Origin of the sequence: Bordetella genomosp. 5, from assembly GCF_002261315.1 — a bacterium.
GTDB lineage: Bacteria > Pseudomonadota > Gammaproteobacteria > Burkholderiales > Burkholderiaceae_B > Bordetella.
The window spans coordinates 307,335-325,219 of record NZ_NEVP01000001.1 but is presented as its reverse complement, the minus strand read 5'-3'; the positions used below and the strand labels follow the sequence as shown (position 1 = coordinate 325,219).

The window sequence follows — 17,885 nt, the reverse complement described above, 5'->3', positions numbered from 1 at the left end:
CATGCTCATCGCACAAATCACAGACCTGCATATCCGCATGCCCGGCCAGAAGGCCTATCGCGTGGTCGAGACGGATCAGTACCTGCCGCCGGCCGTGGTCGCGCTCAACGCGCTGGACCCGACGCCCGATCTCGTCATGATCAGCGGCGACCTGACCGATTTCGGCCGGCCGGCCGAGTACGCGCATCTGCGCGCCATGTTGCAGTCGCTGCGCATGCCGTACTTCCTGCTGCCCGGCAACCACGATGCCCGCGACGGGTTGCGCGATGCGTTCCCCGACCATGCCTACCTGAGCGAGGCCGGTGAGTTCCTGCAATACACGGTGGAAGAGCACCCCTTGCGTCTGATTGTGCTCGACACGGTGGTGCCGATGCAGAGCCATGGTTCGTTGTGTGCGCAACGATTGAACTGGCTTGCCGATCGCCTGGCGGAACAGCCCGGCCGTCCGACCGCCATCGTGATGCACCATCCGCCGTTCGCCACCGGGATCGAGCACATGGACGCCATCGGCCTGCTGGCGGGCGCGCCGGAGCTCGAAGCGTTGGTTTCCCGCTACGCGAATATCGAGCGGATTCTGTGCGGACATTTGCACCGCACCATTTTCCGCCGCTTCGGCGGCACCATCGCCTCGACCTGCCCGAGCCCGGCGCATCAGGTGGCGCTGGACCTGCGCGTGGGCGGTCCGTCCGCCTTCGTCATGGAGCCGCCGGCCTTCCATCTGCATCACTACCTCGACGGCTCGCTCAACACGCATCACGCCTACATCGGGGATTACCCGGGTCCGTATCCGTTTCATGAAGACGGCGGGCTGATCGACGAGTAATCGACGGCCCGGTCGCTGCGCTGCAACGCGTACGTCATGTTTGCAGCGCAGAATGAAAAGGATTTCATTTGCCGCCAGAATGGCAAATCTCCAGAACAAGAAAAGCCGCCATGTCCCATGTCGTCCTAGAAAACCTGAGCAAACAGTATGGCGATGCCGCCGCCATACAAGGGGTGAGCTTCTCCGCGCCAGCGGGAAGCTTCACGGTCCTACTGGGCCCGTCGGGATGCGGCAAGTCGACCACGCTGCGCATGATCGCCGGCCTGGACACGCCCACCGGCGGACGCATCCTGATCGGCGACCGCGACGTCACGCATCTCGAGCCGTCGAAGCGGCGTATCTCGATGGTGTTCCAGTCGTACGCGCTGTTCCCGCATCTCTCCGTGCGCGAAAACATTCTGTTCGGCCTCAAGGTGCGTAAAGAGCCGGCGCGCGATTACGAGCGCCGCCTGAATCGCGTCGCGGGCCTGCTGGGCCTGTCGGCCCTGCTGGATCGCAAGCCCTCGCAGCTGTCGGGCGGCCAGCAGCAACGCGTCGCGCTCGGCCGCGCGGTGATTTCCGATGCGCCGGTCTGTCTGATGGACGAGCCGCTGTCCAATCTGGATGCGCAGCTGCGCCACGAGATGCGCCGCGAGATCCGCGCGCTGCAACGCGAGCTGGGCATCACGATGGTCTATGTCACGCACGACCAGACCGAGGCCATGAGCATGGCCGATCAAGTGGTGCTGCTGCGTGGCGGCCGCATCGAACAGCTCGACAGCCCCGATGGACTCTATGCGCGTCCCGCGACGGAGTTCGCCGCGCGCTTCATCGGCACGCCGCCCATGAACATCATCAAGCTCGACGCGCTGCACGGCCAGCAGGTCGTCGCCGGCACGCATGGGCCCGCGATCGAACAGGCGCCCGCCGGTGCCGCGAGTATGGGCATTCGTCCTGAACACATCACGCTGAATGCCGACGGCATTCCTGCCGAGATCGAGAGCGTGGAGTATTTCGGCGCCGACTCGATCGCCGTGTGCCGCATCGGCGCCGTCGGCGGGATCGCGGTGCGCGTCAATGGACACCTGCGCGCCGACCCCGGCATGCGCGTCGGCCTGTCGTGGGCCAGCGACGCGCAGCATTTCTTCGCCGCCGATCAGGCGGCAATCCGTCAGCCGGCCTGAGCCGGCTGTCTTTCACGCGACTTTGCCCCTCTCTAGGACTGCTCTCATGCGACGCACCGTTCTGAAAACTCTGGTTGCCGGCCTGGCCGGCGCGTTCCTCTCGATGCCCGTGCTCGCGCAGAAGCCCGTGGAGGTCGAGTTCTACTACCCCGTCGCCGTGGGCGGCCCCATCACCAAGATCGTCGACGACATGGTCGCCGATTTCCAGAAAGAAAATCCCGGCATCAAGATCAAGCCGATCTACGCGGGTTCGTATCAGGACTCGATCGCCAAGGCGCTCACCGCGCTCAAGGGCGGCACGCCGCCGCAGCTGGCCGTGCTGCTGTCGACCGACATGTTCACGCTGATCGATGAAGATGCCATCGTGCCGATCGACGGCCTGGCCAAGACCGAGGCCGACAAGAAGTGGCTCGGCGGCTTCTACGACGCCTTCATGCAGAACAGCCGCACCGGCGGCCACGTGTGGGGCGTGCCGTTCCAGCGCTCGACCATCGTGATGTACTACAACAAAGACCTGTTCAAGCAGGCCGGTCTGGATCCCGAGCGTGCACCGGCCACCTGGGCCGAGCTGGTCGAGACCGCCAAGAAGCTCACCAAAAAGGACGCCTCGGGCAACGTGACCCAATGGGGTCTCGAGATCCCGTCGGGCGGCGCATTCGCCTACTGGCTGTTCCAGGCGCTCACCACGCCGAACGGCGCCATCCTCATGAACGAGGCCGGCAACCAGACCTACCTCGACAAGCCCGAAGTGATCGAGGCGGCGCAATACTGGCACGACCTGTCGGCCAAGCATGGCGTCATGCCCAAGGGCACGATCGACTGGGGCACCACGCCCAAGGACTTCCTCGAGAAGAAGGCCGCCATGGTCTGGACCACCACCGGCAACCTGACCAACATCCGCAAGAACGCCGACTTCCCGTTCGGCGTGGCCATGATGCCCAAGCAGAAGCGTGGCGGCAGCCCGACGGGTGGCGGCAACTTCTACATCTTCAAGAGCGGCACGCCCGAGCAGCAACAGGCGGCCCTGAAGTTCGCGCAATGGGTCACCACGCCGGAGCGCGCGGCCGACTGGAGCATCGCGACCGGCTACGTGGCCGTCACGCCGGCGGCCTGGGAAACCGAGAAGATGAAGAAGTACGCGCAGGAAGTGCCGGCGGCCGCCGTGGCGCGCGACCAGCTCGACGTGAGCGTGGCTGAGTTCTCGACGCACGAGAACCAGCGCGTGACCAAGGTGCTGAACGACGCGCTGCAGGCGATCCTGACCGACGCCAAGCAGCCGAAGCAGGCGCTCAGCGATGCGCAGCGCGAAGCGGAACGCATCCTGCGTCCGTACAAGTAAGCACGGAGGGCGGCACGATGAATCGCACACGCCAGGCGGTCTATGGCTGGCTGCTTCTGCTGCCAGCCGTCGTGCTGCTCGCCGCCTTTACGCACTACCCGGCCATCGCCACCTTCTGGCACAGCTTCTTCACGACACCCAAGGGCAAACGCCCGGCGGTGTTCGTGGGGCTGGAGAACTACGCCGTCATGCGCGATGACCCGGTGTTCTGGCAATCGCTCTGGAACAACCTCTGGTTCGCGCTGGGCACCATCCCGACCTCGATCGGCATCGCGCTGGCGATGGCCTTGTGGGTGAACCGCAAGCTGGCGGGTCGCGGATTTCTGCGCATGGCGTACTTCACGCCCACTGTGCTGCCGATGGTGGCCGTGGCCAATATCTGGCTGTTTTTCTACACGCCGCAATACGGTTTGATCGCGCAGGTGATGCAGACCTTCGGCATGCAGGGCCCGAACTGGCTGGGCAGCCGCGACACGGCGCTGCCCGCGCTGATGGTCGTCACGGTCTGGAAAGAAGCGGGCTTCTTCATGATCTTCTACCTGGCCGCGCTGCAGACGATCTCGCCGTCGCTGCGCGAGGCGGCCATGCTGGAGGGGGCCTCACGCTGGCAGTATTTCCGGCGTGTGTTGTGGCCGCTCCTGATGCCGACCACGCTGTTCGTACTGGTCAACGCGTTGATCAATGCCTTCCGTCTGGTGGACCACGTGGTCGTGATGACCCGCGGCGGCCCCGACAATGCCAGCACGCTGCTGCTCTATTACATCTACCAGGTGGGCTTCAGCTTCTGGGACACGGCCTATGCCGCCACGCTGACCGTGGTGTTGCTGGTCCTGCTCGCGGTGACGGCGCTGATCAAGTTCCGCTGGCTCGACCGCAGGACGCACTACCAATGAACACCAAATCCGAACTGCTCGACACCCTGGGCGCCTGGATTCTGGGCCTGTTGTGGATCCTGCCCCTGGCCTATGCGGTATGGGCGGCATTCCATCCGCCGGCCTATGCCACGCGCTTCGATCTGTTTTCGCCGCTCACGCTCGATAACTTCGCGCGTGCCTGGAATGCCGCGCCGTTTCCGCGCTATTTCCTGAACACCTTCATGCTCGTGACGATGGTGCTGGCCGCGCAGCTGGTGCTTTCCACGCTGGCCGGCTACGCCTTTGCCCGCTTCGAGTTCCGCGGTCGCGATTTCGTGTTCATGCTGGTGCTGCTGCAACTGATGATCATGCCCGACGTGCTGCTCGTCGAGAACTACCGCACGATGAGCATGCTGGGGATCCGCGATACCGTCTTCGCGGTGGGCCTGCCGTACTTTGCGTCGGCGTTCGGCATCTTCCTGCTGCGCCAGACATTCAAGACCGTGCCGCGCGAGCTCGAAGAGGCGGCGCGGGTGGAGGGCGCCAGCCCGTTCCAGATCCTGATGAAGGTATACGTGCCGCTGGCAAAGCCGATCTACGTCGCGTATGGCCTGGTGTCGGTGAGCCACCACTGGAACAACTTCCTGTGGCCCCTCATCATCACCAACTCGGTCGAGTCGCGCCCGCTCACGGTCGGCCTGCAGGTGTTCTCGTCGACCGACCAGGGCATCGACTGGTCGGTGATCACGGCGGCCACGCTGCTGTCGGCGGCGCCGTTGCTGGTGGCCTTTCTGCTGTTCCAGCGTCAGTTCGTGCAGTCGTTCATGCGCGCCGGCATACGCTGACGCGCGGACACGAAAAGACCGGCGCCGCGGCGCCGGTCTGGGCACGACTTCGATTCGATCGCGCGATCAATAGCCGACGGTGAGGCCGGGCAGATCGACCGTGATGCGCGGCCGGCCCAGCGCGAGCGCGGCCTGCTCGGCAAACTCGCGGCTCTCTTTGGTGTCGCTCGAGAGGGTGTCGTAGCCGAGCGCATCGGCCACGCCCATGATCTTGTCGAGCAGCAGCACCTTGCCGCTCGGACGCAGCGGCTCGCAGCCGAGCATTTCCCAGGCACTGTCGAACCAGTCGCGCGCCGCGTCGGCGGCCTGCGGCGAGGTCGTGACGTCGACGCTGAAGTCGAGCTTGTGACGGGGATCGAAGATCACGGTGACGTCGCTGCGCATGGGGCTCTCCTGGAACGGGCGGTCAAGACGGATGACGTCGGCGCGAGGCCGGCGCGGCAGTATGCCGCAAACCGGCGCCGCCGACTGTCAGGCCTGCGACATTGGCCCGGTGTTACCAGCCGCGGCTGACTTCCCAGGTGAGGTCGGTATCGGCCTGGAGCGACTGCTTCATCATGTCGAGCAACGGAAACGCGCGCTGCGAGAAGCCCACCGGGCGCTCGATCGGGTGCACGGGATCCTTGTCGGGATCGTTGTCGTCGTCGGGGCGGCCCGCCTTGCCGTCGATACGCGCGGCGGCCTCGAGGCCCGCCACCGCGACGCGCAGCTGCTCGGGCGTGAACACGCCGCGTTCGGGGATGGCATCGGTGAATTCTTTGCCGGCGGCCTGCAGCAGGGGCAGGGCATCCTCGGTACGCATCAACACTTCAGGAGCGGCTTTGGAGTGGAAGGTGATCAGCATCTTATAGTCTCCAGTCGGGGGTGATTACATACACTACCCCAAGGCGCCGAGCCTGCCAACCAAGCCGGTTTGCGAGCATGTTGCAGGGGAAACCAGCCATTTCACGCTATGATCTAGCCATCTCCGGGACCCTCGGCCATGCCCCCGGCGCCCGTGCGCGCCGGACCCGATCCGGCGCCCGCCAGACACGGCCCCGCGGCCTGCCTGGCGCCCCGGCCCCCGGCCCTGAGCCGCCGTCCCGCCCGCCGCCTTTTACGACCGACAGCACATGCTCCTCGAGCAACAGAAACAACTGATTTCCCTGATCCAGGCCGCCGTTGCGCAGAGCCTGCCCGACGCGACGCCCACGATCCAGCTCGAGCGCCCCAAAGTGGCCGCCCATGGCGATGTCGCCACCAACGTGGCCATGCAGCTGGCCAAGCCCGCCAAACGCAATCCGCGCGAACTCGCGCAGGCGATCGTCGATGCGCTGGCCGCCGACCCGGCCGCCCGCGCGCTGGTCGAGAGCGCCGAGATCGCCGGCCCCGGCTTCATCAACCTGCGCATCACGCCGGCCGCGCGCCAGGCCGTGATCCAGGCCGTCGACACGCAAGGCGCCGAGTTCGGCCGCGCCCCGCGCACCACCGAAAAAGTGCTGGTCGAGTTCGTGTCGGCCAACCCGACCGGCCCGCTGCACGTCGGCCATGCGCGCCAGGCCGCGCTCGGCGATGCCATCTGCCGTCTGTACGACGCCACCGGCTGGGACGTCACGCGCGAGTTCTACTACAACGACGCGGGCAATCAGATCGACAATCTGGCCATCAGCGTCCAGGCGCGTGCCCGCGGACTGGGCACCGACAGCCCCGAATGGCCGGCCGACGGCTACAAGGGCGATTACATCCTCGATATCGCCAACGACTTCAAGGCCGGCAAGTCGGTCCAGGCGTCCGACGGCGAGCCCGTGCAGGCCACCGGCAATGTCGACAGCCTCGACGATATCCGCCACTTCGCGGTGGCGTATCTGCGCCGCGAACAGGATCTCGACCTGCAGGCCTTCGGCCTGAAGTTCGACAACTACTTCCTCGAGAGCTCGCTGTACACGTCGGGACGCGTCGAGCAGACCGTGCAGACGCTGGTCTCCAAAGGCCATACCTACGAACAGGACGGCGCGCTGTGGCTGCGCACGACCGAGCTCGGCACCGGTGACGACAAAGACCGCGTGATGCGCAAGAGCGAGGGCGGCTATACCTATTTCGTGCCCGACGTGGCGTATCACAAGGCCAAGTGGGAGCGCGGCTTCCACCAGGCCGTGAACATCCAGGGCAGCGACCACCACGGCACCGTGGCGCGCGTGCGCGCCGGGCTGCAAGGCCTCGAAGAGGGCATTCCGAAAGAATTCCCGGCCTACGTGCTGCACAAGATGGTCAAGGTGATGCGCGGCGGCGAAGAGGTCAAGATCTCCAAGCGCGCCGGCAGCTACGTGACCATGCGCGACCTGATCGACTGGGTCGGGCGCGACGCCGTGCGCTACTTCCTGATCCAGCGCCGCGCCGATACCGAATTCGTGTTCGATATCGATCTGGCGCTGTCCAAGAGCGACGAGAACCCGGTGTACTACATCCAGTACGCCCACGCGCGCATCTGCTCCATGATCGCCAACGCCGGCATGGCCGACGACGCGATCGCGGCCGCCGACATCAGCCTGCTGACCGCCCCGTCGGAGTTCGCCCTGATGCAGCGTCTGGCCGAGTTCCCGCAGGTGATCCGGCTGGCGGCGCAAGAGCTCGCGCCGCACCACATCGCCTTCTGGCTGCGTGACTGCGCCGCGGATTTCCATGGCTGGTACAACGCCGAACGCGTGCTGGTCGACGACGAGTCGCTCAAGCTCGCCCGTTTGCGCCTGGCCGCTTCGACTCGCCAAGTGCTGGCCAATGGCCTGGCATTGCTGGGCCTGAGCGCACCGCAACGGATGTAAGGGATTCATGGCGACCAAACGCAAGCCCAGCAGCAAGCGCTCGAACCAAGGCGGCAGCACCCTGTATGGCGTCCTGGCCGGTCTGTTGATCGGCCTGGTCGTGGCGGCCGCGGTGGCGTTCTACGTCACCAAGGCGCCCATGCCCTTCGTCGACCGCGCCTCGCGCGGCGCCTCCGACAGCAAGCCTCCGGATCCGCGTACGGCGCCCGATCCCAATCAGGGCCTGTATGGCCGTGACGGCCCCGCCGGCACCGCGCCGACCGGCCCCACGGCCACCGCGCCCACGCCGCTGCCGGGCAAGCCCGACACGCCGCGCGCCGGTCCGATCGACGACCTGGGCGCGCTGATCGCCACCTTGCCCAGCCAGCAGCAGCGCGAGCAAGCCGCGCCGGCCGCGCCCGGCACGGGCTCGGGCCTTTCCGGTGGCGAGGCGCAGGCCGACAAGCCGGCAGCCAAACCCGCGCCCAAGCCGGCGGCCGTGGCGAGCGCCGCACCCGCCGCGCAATCGTCCGGCACGTACTTCCTGCAGGCCGGTGCCTACCGCAAGGCCGAAGACGCCGACGCGCTCAAGGCCCGGATTCTGATGATGGGTCTGCCCGTGAACGTGCAACGCGCCGAGGTCAATGGCGTCGCGCTCAACCGCGTGCGGGTGGGCCCCTTCGCCAAGCTCGACGAGATGAACCGCGCCCGCAGCCGGCTGGGCGAGAATAAAATCGAGTCCGCCGTCGTGCGCCAGTAGCCGCGGCGGGCGATGGAACTTCCGGCCCGTCCGCGGGTCTGTTCGGGTCTAGCCCGCGTTCGGGTTCGGCCCCTGTCCGGGTACCGCCCCCTTTCTTTCTCAGGAAATCGATCGATGCAGTCCAATACGTTCTCCCGCCTGCTGGCCGCTACCGCTCTGGCTGCGGCGAGCCTGTTTGCCCCCATGAGCCAGGCGCAGGGCACGCAGCAATACGTGGCCATCAATCCGCCGCTGCCGTCCGACACCCCGGGCAAGATCGAGGTCCTGGAGTTCTTCGCCTACTCCTGCCCGCACTGCGCCGCCATGCAGCCCATGGTCGAAGACTGGGCCAAGACCGCCCCCTCCGACGTCGTGCTCAAGCAGGTGCCGATCGCCTTCAACGCCGGCATGAAGCCGCTGCAGCAGCTGTATTACACGCTGGCCGCGCTCGACCGCCTGGATCTGAACGACAAGGTCTTCACCGCCATCCACGGCGAGCGCAAGCGCCTGTTCGACAAGAAAGCCATGGGTGAATGGGCCGCCTCGCAAGGCGTGGATCGCGCCCGCTTCGACGCCGTCTTCGACTCGTTCAGCGTGCAGACCCAGGTCGAGCGCGCCAACCAGCTCGCGCAGGCCTACCGCATCGAAGGCACGCCGTCGTTCTCGGTGGGCGGCAAGTTCATGACCTCGCCGGTGCTGGCGGGCAACAGCTACGAAGGCGCGCTGAAAGAGATCGATCGCCTGATCCCCATGGCACGCCAGCAATAAAACGGAAAGGCCCCCACGCCGCGCCTTCGGCTTGCTGCCCCCCAGGGGGGCGCTTTTTCCTTGGGGCGGCCCGGCGGAAAAAGGGGTCTACTTGGCTCCGACAATTAGAAAAAGGGCGGATGCAGCAATGCATCCGCCTTTTTTTTTGGTCCGGATCAGCCTGCCGCGCGGGCCAGGGCCTGCTCCAGATCCGCGATGACGTCGGCCGGGGATTCGAGGCCGATGTGCAGGCGCACCAGGGCGTCGTTGCCGCCCGTCCAGTAGGCATGGCGTGCGAGTTCGCCGGGGGTGACGAGCTGCACGAGGCTTTCGAAACCGCCCCACGAGAAGCCGATGCCGAAGAGCGTGAGCGCCTCGACGAAACGGCGCGCCTGGGCCGGATTGAAGCGCAGCTGGACGGCCAGCATGCCGTTGGAGCCGGTGCAGTCGCGCTGCCACAGGGCGTGCCCGGGGTCGGCGTGCCAGGCCGGGTGATAGATGCGCGCCACCTCGGGGCGGGCCGCCAGGAACTCGCACACCGCGAGCGCGTGACGCGCATGCTCGGTCATGCGGATCGGCATCGTGCGCACGCCGCGCAGCGCCAGCCAGGCGTCGTCGGCGCTCACGGAATAGCCCATGGCGTATTGCGTGCGATTGAGCCGCTTCGCGATCGCTTCGTCGTTGGTGACGACGGCGCCCAGCATCAGGTCGGAGTGGCCGCCCACATACTTGGTGCCGGCGATGATGGACACCTGCGCGCCCAGCGTGAGCGGGCGATAGATATAGCCCGAGCCCCAGGTGTTGTCGGTGGCCAGGATGAGGTTGTGCTTGCGCGCGAACGCCGCCAGACGCGGCATATCGAGCATCTCGAACAACAGCGAGCCCGGCGCCTCGACATACAGCAGACGGGTATTGGGGCGCAGCAGCGCCTCCAGATCCTGGCCGGCATGGAAGTAGGTGGTCTGGATGCCCATGCGTTCGAGCACGGCGGCGTCGAGCTCGTGCACCGGTCCGTACACGCAATCGGCCACCAGGGCATGCTCGCCGGCCGACAGCAGCGCCATCATCGCCATCGTGATCCCGGCCAGCCCGGACGGCGCCAGATAGCAGTGGGTGCCGCCCTCGAGTTCGCAGAAGACCTGCTCGAGCGCCGCATGCGTGTCCATGCCCATGCGGCCGTAGGTCGCGGCACGGGTGCCCTCCGCCTTGCGCCGCTGCGTGCTTTCGAGCGCGCTGAGATCCTGGAAGCGCACCGTGCTCGCGCGCATCGAAGGCAGATTGACCGGCGCCGCGCCCGTGGCGGGGTCGAAGGGCGCGGTGCCCATGTGCTGGAGCAGGGTATCGATGTGGTGGGACGTATCGTTGGACATGGCGGTTATGTGGTGTGAGACAGACACCTGATCGCAAGAGCGCGACTTCTGAGCCGATTTGAGCCGAATTTCGCTCAAAATCCCGGCTTGGCGCCCTATTTATTACAGAAAAATTACATAATATGCCGTATTAATCCGGCCACTGACGGGATTCCGTTACGCGTTACCCACGGGCAGGCGCCTTGCTGATGCGGCAGCCCCAAGCGGGTCGCCCCACGCGGGTCGCCCCCAAGCGTACCCCATTGCCGATTTCCAAGAAGCAGCAACACCGCAGGAGGCCCCCATGACGCATTCGCCCGAGACTCCCCCGATCGATTTCTGGTGGACGGTGCAGGGCGAATGGGCCGAGCCCCCGAACGAGCGCCGCGGCGGCATGAGCGGGGTCCAGCGCGTCACGCTCGAAGACGGCACGCGCTATTACGTCAAACGGCAGCGCAACTTCACGTTCCGCTCGCTGCGCTATCCGCTGGGCGCGCCCACGCTGCTGCGCGAATGGAACAACCTTCAGACTTTTGCCCGGCTGGGCGTGCCCACCGCCCCCGCCGTGGCCTTCGACATGCGTCGCGAGGCCGATGGCTGGCACGCCGTGCTGGTCACGCGCGCGCTCGAGGGTTACATCAGCCTCGAAGAGGGCTTTTCCTGTGCGCGCTGGGACGAGTCCGAGCGCGCGCGCATCCTGACGCACGTGCTGGAGGCGCTCGCGCCGCTGCACACGGCGGGGCGCAAGCACGGCCATCTTTATCCCAAAGAGGTGTTCGTGCGGCCGCAGGCCGATACGGTGCACGTCGCCCTGCTCGATCTGGAACTCAGCCGCCGCCACCTCTCGCGCCGGCACGCCGCGCGCTCCGACCTGCGCAGGCTCGTCAATTCGCTGCTGGGCCGCGGTCTCGCCCCGCAGGAATTCGATCTGATCCGCGACGCCTACGCGCGCAAGGGCATGCCGTTGCCGGGCGACTTCAACCGCCGCTGAAGGCTCAGGCCTCGCGCCAGCTGACGAGTTCGCCCAGCTCGGCGCGATGGGTGCGGTACTGATTGGCCGGATGCGTCTCGTCCTCGAAGCCGAACGAGATGGCGCACACCACCTTGTGCGTCGCCGGCAGGTCGAGTTGTTCGCGCAACAATTCGGGATACATGGCGAGCGAGGCCTGCGGCACCGTGGCCACGCCCAGGGCCTGCGCGGCGAGCAGAAAGTCGGCCACATAGGCGCCGCAGTCGATCGCACCATACACGCCGAGCTCGGCATCCGAGGTGATCACCGCGACGTGCGGGGCATCGAAGAGCGCGAAGTTGCGCAGCTCCTGGCGGCGATAGGCCTCGCGGTCACCGCGCGGCACACCGACGGCGCCGTAGAGCTGAAAGCCCGATTCGCGGCGACGCGCCAGATATTCATCGCGGTATTGCGCGGGAAACGGAAAATCCGGATTGAACTCCCCGCCCGCCGTGGCGCGCGCGAGCAGCGCATCGCGCAGCCGGTCTCGCGCCGCGCCGCTGGCGATGGTGACGCGCCAGGGCTGGCAGTTGCACCACGAGGCCGTGCGCTGCGCCAGCGTGAGCAGCCGCTCGATCACCTCGCGCGGCACCGGCTCGGGCCGGAAGGCGCGGCAGCTGTGACGCTGGGTGAGCAGGGATTCGAGCAGGGCATCGGGCCGGTTGGCCGCGCGATCGTTCATACGGACTCCTGGAAAGCGCGCCAGCGGCGCGCGGGTCGGCGGGATCATTTGAACGTATCATGCCTGCAGCCGGCCCGCATGGCGCAGCCGGTCTCCCTGCCGTCCGACGAGTCCCACCATGCCCGCCTTTGAACTCCTGATCGCGTTTTTCGGCATCGCCGTCCTGCTGGCGCTGACGCCGGGTCCGGACAACCTGTTCGTCCTCATGCAGTCGGCCCTGTGGGGCCGGCGGGCGGGATTGTGGGTGGTGCTCGGCTTGTGCACCGGCCTGCTCGGACACACCGCCGCCGTGGCGGTCGGGCTGGCCGCGGTGTTCGCGGCCTCGCCGATGGCCTTCACCGCACTCAAGCTCGCCGGGGCGGCCTACCTGCTCTATCTGGCCTGGCAGGTGCTGCGCGCGCCCGTGGGCGAAACCGAGACCGGCCGCGCGCCGCGTTTGAATGGCGCCGCGCTGTACCGGCGCGGAATCATCATGAACCTCACCAATCCCAAGGTGCTGCTGTTCTTCTTTGCCTTCCTGCCGCAGTTCACGCGTCCCGACGCGGGACCGATGGCGGCGCAGATCGTGGTGCTGGGCGCCGTGTTCATGCTGGCGACCCTGCTGGTGTTCGGTGCGATCGCGTTCTTTTCCGGCGCGTTCGGTCAGTTGCTGCAACGCTCACCGCGGGCGCAGCGCCTGCTGAACCGCGTGGCCGGCATCGTGTTCATCGGATTGGCGGTGCGGCTCGCCACCGCCAGCCGCTAGAGGCCGGGCCGCGCAGGCCGGGCCGCGCAGGCCGGGCCGCGCAGGCCGGGCCGCGCAGGCCGGGCCGCGCAGGCCGGCGGCACCGCCCCGATCACGCCCGCGTGAAGCGCACGATGCCGTCGGCATCCGTCCGGCGCGTGAGCTTGCCCTCGAAATACAAGGCATGCAGGTGCGCCAGTGCCTCGCCCATGGCGAAGGTGAGTTGGTGCAGGTCGAGCTTGCGCTTGAACAGCACCGGCACGATGTCGCTCGTGGACTGCGGCGTGGCGCAGGCCTCCAGCACTTCGGCCAGCCGATCGGCATGGTGGGCATGTTGCTGCGCGATGCGCTCGTGCAGGCCGCGAAACGGGCGGCCGTGCGAAGGCAGCACCAGCGCCGCATCGGGCAGACCGTCGTAGTGATCCAGCGAGCGCAGGTACAGGGGCAGGGGATTGGCGTCGGGCTCGTAGTCGAACACGCTCACATTGGTGGAAATGCGCGGCAGCACCATGTCGCCGGAGATCAGCACGCCCAGGTCGGCGCAATAGAACGACAGATGCTCGGGCGCGTGGCCGTAGCCCACGATGGCGCGCCAGCCGTGGGTGCCGATGCGCACCACATCGCCGTCCAGCAGGCGGGTATAGCGGCGCGGCACGGACGGCACCAGACCCGGGTAATAGCCGGCGCGCTGGCGGATCTGCTCCTGCGCTTCGGGGTCCAGCAACCCATGCCGCGCGAAATGCTCGACCGCGGACTGGCCACCGGGGCCGCCACCGCTCTCGCCCTGGCGCGACGACCACAGCGACGCCACCATGTAGTCGGTCATGCTCATCCACAGCTCGGCGTTCCAGCGCTCGCACAGCCAGGCGGCCAGGCCGATGTGGTCGGGGTGCATGTGGGTGACCAGCACGCGCAGCACGGGCAGACCTTCGAGTTCGTTGGCGAACACCTCTTCCCAGCGCGCCTTGACCTCGTCGCGCGAGATGCCGCAGTCGACGATGGTCCAGCCGGCCTGGCCGTCGCGCTCATCGCGGATCAGCCACAGGTTGATGTGATCCAGGGCGAAGGGCAGCGGCATGCGCAGCCATTTGACGCCCGGCGCGACCTCCATCGCGCGGCCCGGCTCGGGCTGCGTGTCGCCCCAGGGGTACTCCAGTTTGCTCTCGTTGGGATTCATGGCGCTGTCTCGTGTTCTGGCTTGACGGGTCGGCCGAACCGTCATAATTTACGTTTACGTAAACTGCCACACGCCGCATGTCCTCGTCAACCTGGACCATCTCGGAGCTCGCCCGCGAGTTCGACATCACGCCCCGCACGATCCGCTTCTACGAGGATCAGGGCATCGTGAGCCCGCAGCGCGACGGTCGCAACCGGGTGTATGGTGCGCGTGACCGCACGCGGCTCAAGCTCGCCTTGCGCGGCAAGCGGCTCGGCCTGCAGCTCTCCGAGATCTGCAGCCTCATCGACATGTACGACGGCCCGGGCACCACCGAGCCCCAGCTGCGCCAGTACCTGAGCGTGCTCGACAGCCATCGCGCCACGCTCGAGCAGCAGCGCCGCGACATCGACGAAACCCTCCAGGAAATCGCCCAGCAGGAAGCGCAGTGCCAGGCACTGCTCGCCCGCCGCGGCTGATTCCCGCCCCGTGCTCACGATCCCAAGCTACGGGAAAACCCGACTGAACTTTACGTTTACGTAAACGTAATATTTGCACTGCATCATTGCCCCATAGCCCACCGCCAGCGCATGATGAGAGCGAGGTCGCGCGTCTGCCGCAGACCTGCTCCACCACAAGAATGTGGGTGTTCACTATCACGGAGACGCCGATGAATATTCCTGGTTTGAATTTCGATCTGGGTGAAGACCTGGACATGCTGCGCGACGCGGTGCGCACCTTCGCCGATGCCGAGATCGCCCCGCGGGCGGCCCAGATCGATCGCGACGACCAGTTCCCGATGGATCTCTGGCGCAAGTTCGGCGACCTGGGCGTGCTGGGCATGACCGTGAGCGAAGATTACGGCGGCACCAGTCTGGGCTACCTCGCCCACATGGTGGTCATGGAAGAAATCTCGCGCGCCAGCGCCTCGGTCGCGCTCTCGTACGGCGCGCACTCCAACCTGTGCGTGAACCAGATCTACCGCAACGGCACCGACGCGCAGAAGGCGCGCTACCTGCCCAAGCTGATCTCCGGCGAGCACGTGGGCGCGCTCGCGATGAGCGAGCCGGGCGCGGGCTCCGACGTCGTGAGCATGCGCCTGCGCGCCGACAAAAAGGGCGACCGCTACGTCCTCAACGGCAGCAAGATGTGGATCACGAACGGTCCGGACGCCGACACCCTGGTGGTTTACGCCAAGACCGACCCCGAGGCCAATCAGCGCGGCATCACGGCCTTCCTGGTCGAGAAGGGCTTCGCGGGTTTCTCGGTGGCGCAAAAGCTCGACAAGCTCGGCATGCGCGGCAGCCACACCGGCGAGCTGGTGTTCCAGGATTGCGAAGTGCCCGAAGAGAACGTGCTGGGCCAGCTCAATGGCGGCGTCAAGGTGCTGATGAGCGGCCTCGACTACGAGCGCGCCGTGCTGTCGGGCGGTCCGCTGGGCATCATGCAGGGGGTGATGGACGTCGTCATGCCCTATGTCCACGACCGCAAGCAGTTCGGCCAGGCCATCGGCGAGTTTCAGCTGGTGCAGGGCAAGGTCGCCGATATGTACACGGCGCTGCAGGCCAGCCGCGCGTTTGCCTACACCGTGGGCAAGAATCTCGATCGCCTCGGCCGCGAACACGTGCGCCAGGTGCGCAAGGATTGCGCCGCGCTGATCCTCTACACCGCCGAGAAGGCCACCTGGATGGCGGGCGAGGGGATTCAGCTGCTCGGCGGCAATGGCTACATCAACGAATACCCGGTGGGCCGCATGTGGCGCGACGCCAAGCTCTATGAAATCGGCGCGGGCACGAGCGAGATCCGCCGCATGCTGATCGGCCGCGAACTCTACGCCGAGACCGCCTGAGTCTGCCATGAGCGCATCGGGCGACCTCCTGCGCATCGAGCCGGCCGCGCCAGCGCCGCCGGCCCCTGCCGCGCTGGCGCGCCTGATCCTCGACGGCTTCGATCGTCATTACGCGCTGTTCCGCTACAGCGCGCAGCGGGCCAAGGCCTTGTTCGAGTCGGGTGACTGGCACGGCATCGCGCAGCTCTCGCGCGAGCGGATCGAGTACTACGACACGCGGGTGCGCGAATGCGCCCGCCAGCTCGAGCAGGCGCTTGCCGCGAGCGCCGCGGTCACCGGCGAACCCGCGCACACCGCGTTGTGGCAGGCGGTGAAGCAGGAATACGTGTCGCTGCTGGCGGGCCACCGTCAGCCCGAATGCGCCGAGACCTTCTACAACTCGGTGTCGTGCCGCGTGCTGCATCGCGATTACTTTCACAACACCTTCCTGTTCGTGCGGCCGGCCGTCGCGACCGACTATCTCGACAGCCGGCTGCCGGCCTGGCGCGTGTACTACCCACTCGCCGACGGCCTGCGGCCCAGCCTGACACGCCTGGTGGCCGACTTCGGGCTGGCCTTGCCTTTCGCCGATCTGCCGCGCGACGTGCGCCAGCTCGCGCGGGCGGCGATAGGCAAGTTGCGCGCGCAACTGCCCCGGCTCGGTCCGAACCGGCTCTCGGCCGACTGCCAGATCCAGGTGCTGTCCACGCTGTTCTTTCGCAACACGGCCGCCTACGTGGTGGGCCGGCTGGTGAATCAGGGCATGGTGTATCCGTTCGCGCTGGCGCTGGTGCGCAACGCGGCCGGTCAGGCCGAGATCGACGCGCTGCTCGCCGGGCCGGACGATCTTTCGGCGCTGTTTTCTTTCACGCGCGCCTATTTTCTGGTCGACACCGAGACCCCGTCGGCGGTGGTGGCGTTTCTGGCGAGCTTGGTGCCGCGCAAGCCACCCGCCGAGCTCTACACCATGATCGGCCTGCAGAAACAGGGCAAAACGCTGTTCTATCGCGACTTCCTGCAGCATCTGGCGCACTCGCACGATGTCTTCGATGTCGCGCCGGGCATCCGCGGCATGGTGATGTGCGTGTTTACCTTGCCGTCGTATCCCTATGTCTTCAAGCTGATCCGCGACCGCAGCGAAAAAGACGGCATGACGCCCGCCACCGTGCGGCGCAAATACCAGATGGTGAAGCTGCACGACCGCGTCGGACGGCTCGCGGACACCTGGGAGTACTCTCAGGTGGCGCTGCCGCGCGCGCGTTTCGCGCCGCGCCTGCTGGCCGAGCTGCGGGCCGCGGCACCCAGCCTGCTCGAAGAAACCGACGACACGCTGATCATCAGGCACGTCTACATCGAGCGCCGCATGACGCCACTCAATCTGTACCTGCGCCATGCCAGCGATACGCACGTGGACCGCGCCGTGCGCGATTACGGCGACGCGATCCGGCAGCTGGCCAGCGCCAATATTTTTCCGGGCGACATGCTGTACAAGAACTTCGGCATGACCCGGCTGGGCCGCGTCGTTTTCTATGATTACGATGAAATCCAGCGCCTGACCGAGATGCAGTTTCGTGCCATTCCGCCCGCGCCGGACGAAGAAGCCGAGATGTCGGGCGAAGCCTGGTACCCGGTCGGCGCCAACGATGTCTTCCCGGAGGAGTTCGAGTCCTTCTTGCTGGGCGATCCGCGGGTGCGGCGCGCCTTCATGCGTCACCATGCCGAGCTGTTGCAGCCCGACTGGTGGCAGGCCTGCCAGGCGCGTGTCGCGCGTGGCCGGATCGACGATTTTTTCCCTTACGATACCGACAGGCGTCTGCGGTCCGTCGCGGCGCACGCCGCCTGATCCGCAT

General features: G+C 66.7%; 18 protein-coding genes. 13 read left to right on the top strand and 5 right to left on the bottom strand.

Translation table 11 applies throughout. The features are described from left to right. The first annotated feature begins 1 nt into the window (after window position 1). The 5 genes from CAL25_RS01470 (at window position 2) to CAL25_RS01450 (ending at window position 5,024) form a co-directional block, all read left to right on the top strand. Window positions 2-823 carry a phosphodiesterase gene (locus CAL25_RS01470; protein WP_094798167.1) on the top strand — a complete coding sequence of 274 codons (822 nt, stop codon included), beginning with the start codon at window positions 2-4 and terminating at the stop codon, window positions 821-823. A gap of 110 nt (window positions 824-933) precedes the next feature. After that, window positions 934-1,986, top strand: coding sequence for an ABC transporter ATP-binding protein (locus CAL25_RS01465; RefSeq protein WP_094798166.1), 1,053 nt, complete (start codon window positions 934-936; stop codon window positions 1,984-1,986). A 46-nt stretch (window positions 1,987-2,032) separates the two neighbouring features. Beyond that, window positions 2,033-3,325 (top strand): ABC transporter substrate-binding protein, encoded by a 1,293-nt coding sequence (locus tag CAL25_RS01460; RefSeq protein ID WP_094798165.1) that lies wholly within the window; start codon window positions 2,033-2,035, stop codon window positions 3,323-3,325. A gap of 17 nt (window positions 3,326-3,342) precedes the next feature. Further along, a complete protein-coding gene (locus CAL25_RS01455) occupies window positions 3,343-4,218 on the top strand; it encodes a carbohydrate ABC transporter permease (protein WP_094798164.1) in 876 nt (291 codons plus the stop codon). Continuing rightward, entirely contained in the window at window positions 4,215-5,024 is an 810-nt protein-coding gene (locus CAL25_RS01450; RefSeq protein ID WP_094798163.1) for a carbohydrate ABC transporter permease, read from the top strand. The genes CAL25_RS01455 and CAL25_RS01450 overlap by 4 nt, the downstream gene beginning before the upstream one ends. A 66-nt stretch (window positions 5,025-5,090) precedes the next feature. Here CAL25_RS01450 and CAL25_RS01445 read toward each other — a convergent pair whose 3' ends face one another. Both CAL25_RS01445 and CAL25_RS01440 read right to left on the bottom strand, forming a co-directional pair. After that, window positions 5,091-5,408 carry a hypothetical protein gene (locus tag CAL25_RS01445; RefSeq protein ID WP_094798162.1) on the bottom strand — a complete coding sequence of 106 codons (318 nt, stop codon included), beginning with the start codon at window positions 5,406-5,408 and terminating at the stop codon, window positions 5,091-5,093. A gap of 112 nt (window positions 5,409-5,520) precedes the next feature. Then, window positions 5,521-5,868 carry a DUF1840 domain-containing protein gene (locus tag CAL25_RS01440; RefSeq protein WP_094798161.1) on the bottom strand — a complete coding sequence of 116 codons (348 nt, stop codon included), beginning with the start codon at window positions 5,866-5,868 and terminating at the stop codon, window positions 5,521-5,523. Window positions 5,869-6,136: 268 nt separating this feature from the next. On the opposite strand from CAL25_RS01440, the gene argS reads away from it, so the two are divergent. The 3 genes from argS to CAL25_RS01425 all read left to right on the top strand — a co-directional run bounded on the left by argS (window position 6,137) and on the right by CAL25_RS01425 (window position 9,308). Then, a complete protein-coding gene (argS, locus tag CAL25_RS01435; protein WP_094798160.1) occupies window positions 6,137-7,822 on the top strand; it encodes an arginine--tRNA ligase in 1,686 nt (561 codons plus the stop codon). Window positions 7,823-7,829: 7 nt separating this feature from the next. Continuing rightward, window positions 7,830-8,561: an SPOR domain-containing protein gene (locus CAL25_RS01430; protein ID WP_094798159.1), complete on the top strand. Its 732-nt coding sequence runs from the start codon at window positions 7,830-7,832 to the stop codon at window positions 8,559-8,561. Window positions 8,562-8,675: 114 nt separating this feature from the next. Next, window positions 8,676-9,308 carry a thiol:disulfide interchange protein DsbA/DsbL gene (locus tag CAL25_RS01425; protein WP_094798158.1) on the top strand — a complete coding sequence of 211 codons (633 nt, stop codon included), beginning with the start codon at window positions 8,676-8,678 and terminating at the stop codon, window positions 9,306-9,308. Window positions 9,309-9,463: 155 nt separating this feature from the next. Here the strand turns inward: CAL25_RS01425 and metC are convergent, their stop codons facing one another. Continuing rightward, entirely contained in the window at window positions 9,464-10,657 is a 1,194-nt protein-coding gene (metC, locus tag CAL25_RS01420; protein WP_094798157.1) for a cystathionine beta-lyase, read from the bottom strand. A 283-nt stretch (window positions 10,658-10,940) separates the two neighbouring features. On the opposite strand from metC, the gene CAL25_RS01415 reads away from it, so the two are divergent. Then, window positions 10,941-11,627, top strand: coding sequence for a lipopolysaccharide kinase InaA family protein (locus CAL25_RS01415; protein ID WP_094798156.1), 687 nt, complete (start codon window positions 10,941-10,943; stop codon window positions 11,625-11,627). 4 nt (window positions 11,628-11,631) lie between these two features. Here CAL25_RS01415 and CAL25_RS01410 read toward each other — a convergent pair whose 3' ends face one another. Then, window positions 11,632-12,327, bottom strand: coding sequence for a nitroreductase (locus CAL25_RS01410; RefSeq protein ID WP_094798155.1), 696 nt, complete (start codon window positions 12,325-12,327; stop codon window positions 11,632-11,634). 118 nt (window positions 12,328-12,445) lie between these two features. Here CAL25_RS01410 and CAL25_RS01405 point away from each other — a divergent pair, with 118 nt between their 5' ends. Further along, window positions 12,446-13,072: a LysE family translocator gene (locus tag CAL25_RS01405; RefSeq protein ID WP_094798154.1), complete on the top strand. Its 627-nt coding sequence runs from the start codon at window positions 12,446-12,448 to the stop codon at window positions 13,070-13,072. A 91-nt stretch (window positions 13,073-13,163) separates the two neighbouring features. On the opposite strand, the gene CAL25_RS01400 is transcribed toward CAL25_RS01405, so the two are convergent. Next, window positions 13,164-14,228, bottom strand: a complete 1,065-nt coding sequence (locus CAL25_RS01400; RefSeq protein ID WP_094798153.1) for an MBL fold metallo-hydrolase — start codon at window positions 14,226-14,228, stop codon at window positions 13,164-13,166. Between the two features lie 77 nt (window positions 14,229-14,305). Between CAL25_RS01400 and CAL25_RS01395 the strand changes: the two genes are divergently transcribed. The 3 genes from CAL25_RS01395 to aceK all read left to right on the top strand — a co-directional run bounded on the left by CAL25_RS01395 (window position 14,306) and on the right by aceK (window position 17,878). Continuing rightward, entirely contained in the window at window positions 14,306-14,686 is a 381-nt protein-coding gene (locus CAL25_RS01395) for a MerR family transcriptional regulator (RefSeq protein ID WP_094798152.1), read from the top strand. A gap of 191 nt (window positions 14,687-14,877) precedes the next feature. Continuing rightward, window positions 14,878-16,056, top strand: a complete 1,179-nt coding sequence (locus CAL25_RS01390; RefSeq protein ID WP_094798151.1) for an isovaleryl-CoA dehydrogenase — start codon at window positions 14,878-14,880, stop codon at window positions 16,054-16,056. A gap of 7 nt (window positions 16,057-16,063) precedes the next feature. After that, window positions 16,064-17,878, top strand: coding sequence for a bifunctional isocitrate dehydrogenase kinase/phosphatase (gene aceK / locus CAL25_RS01385; RefSeq protein WP_094798150.1), 1,815 nt, complete (start codon window positions 16,064-16,066; stop codon window positions 17,876-17,878). Window positions 17,879-17,885 lie beyond the last annotated feature (7 nt).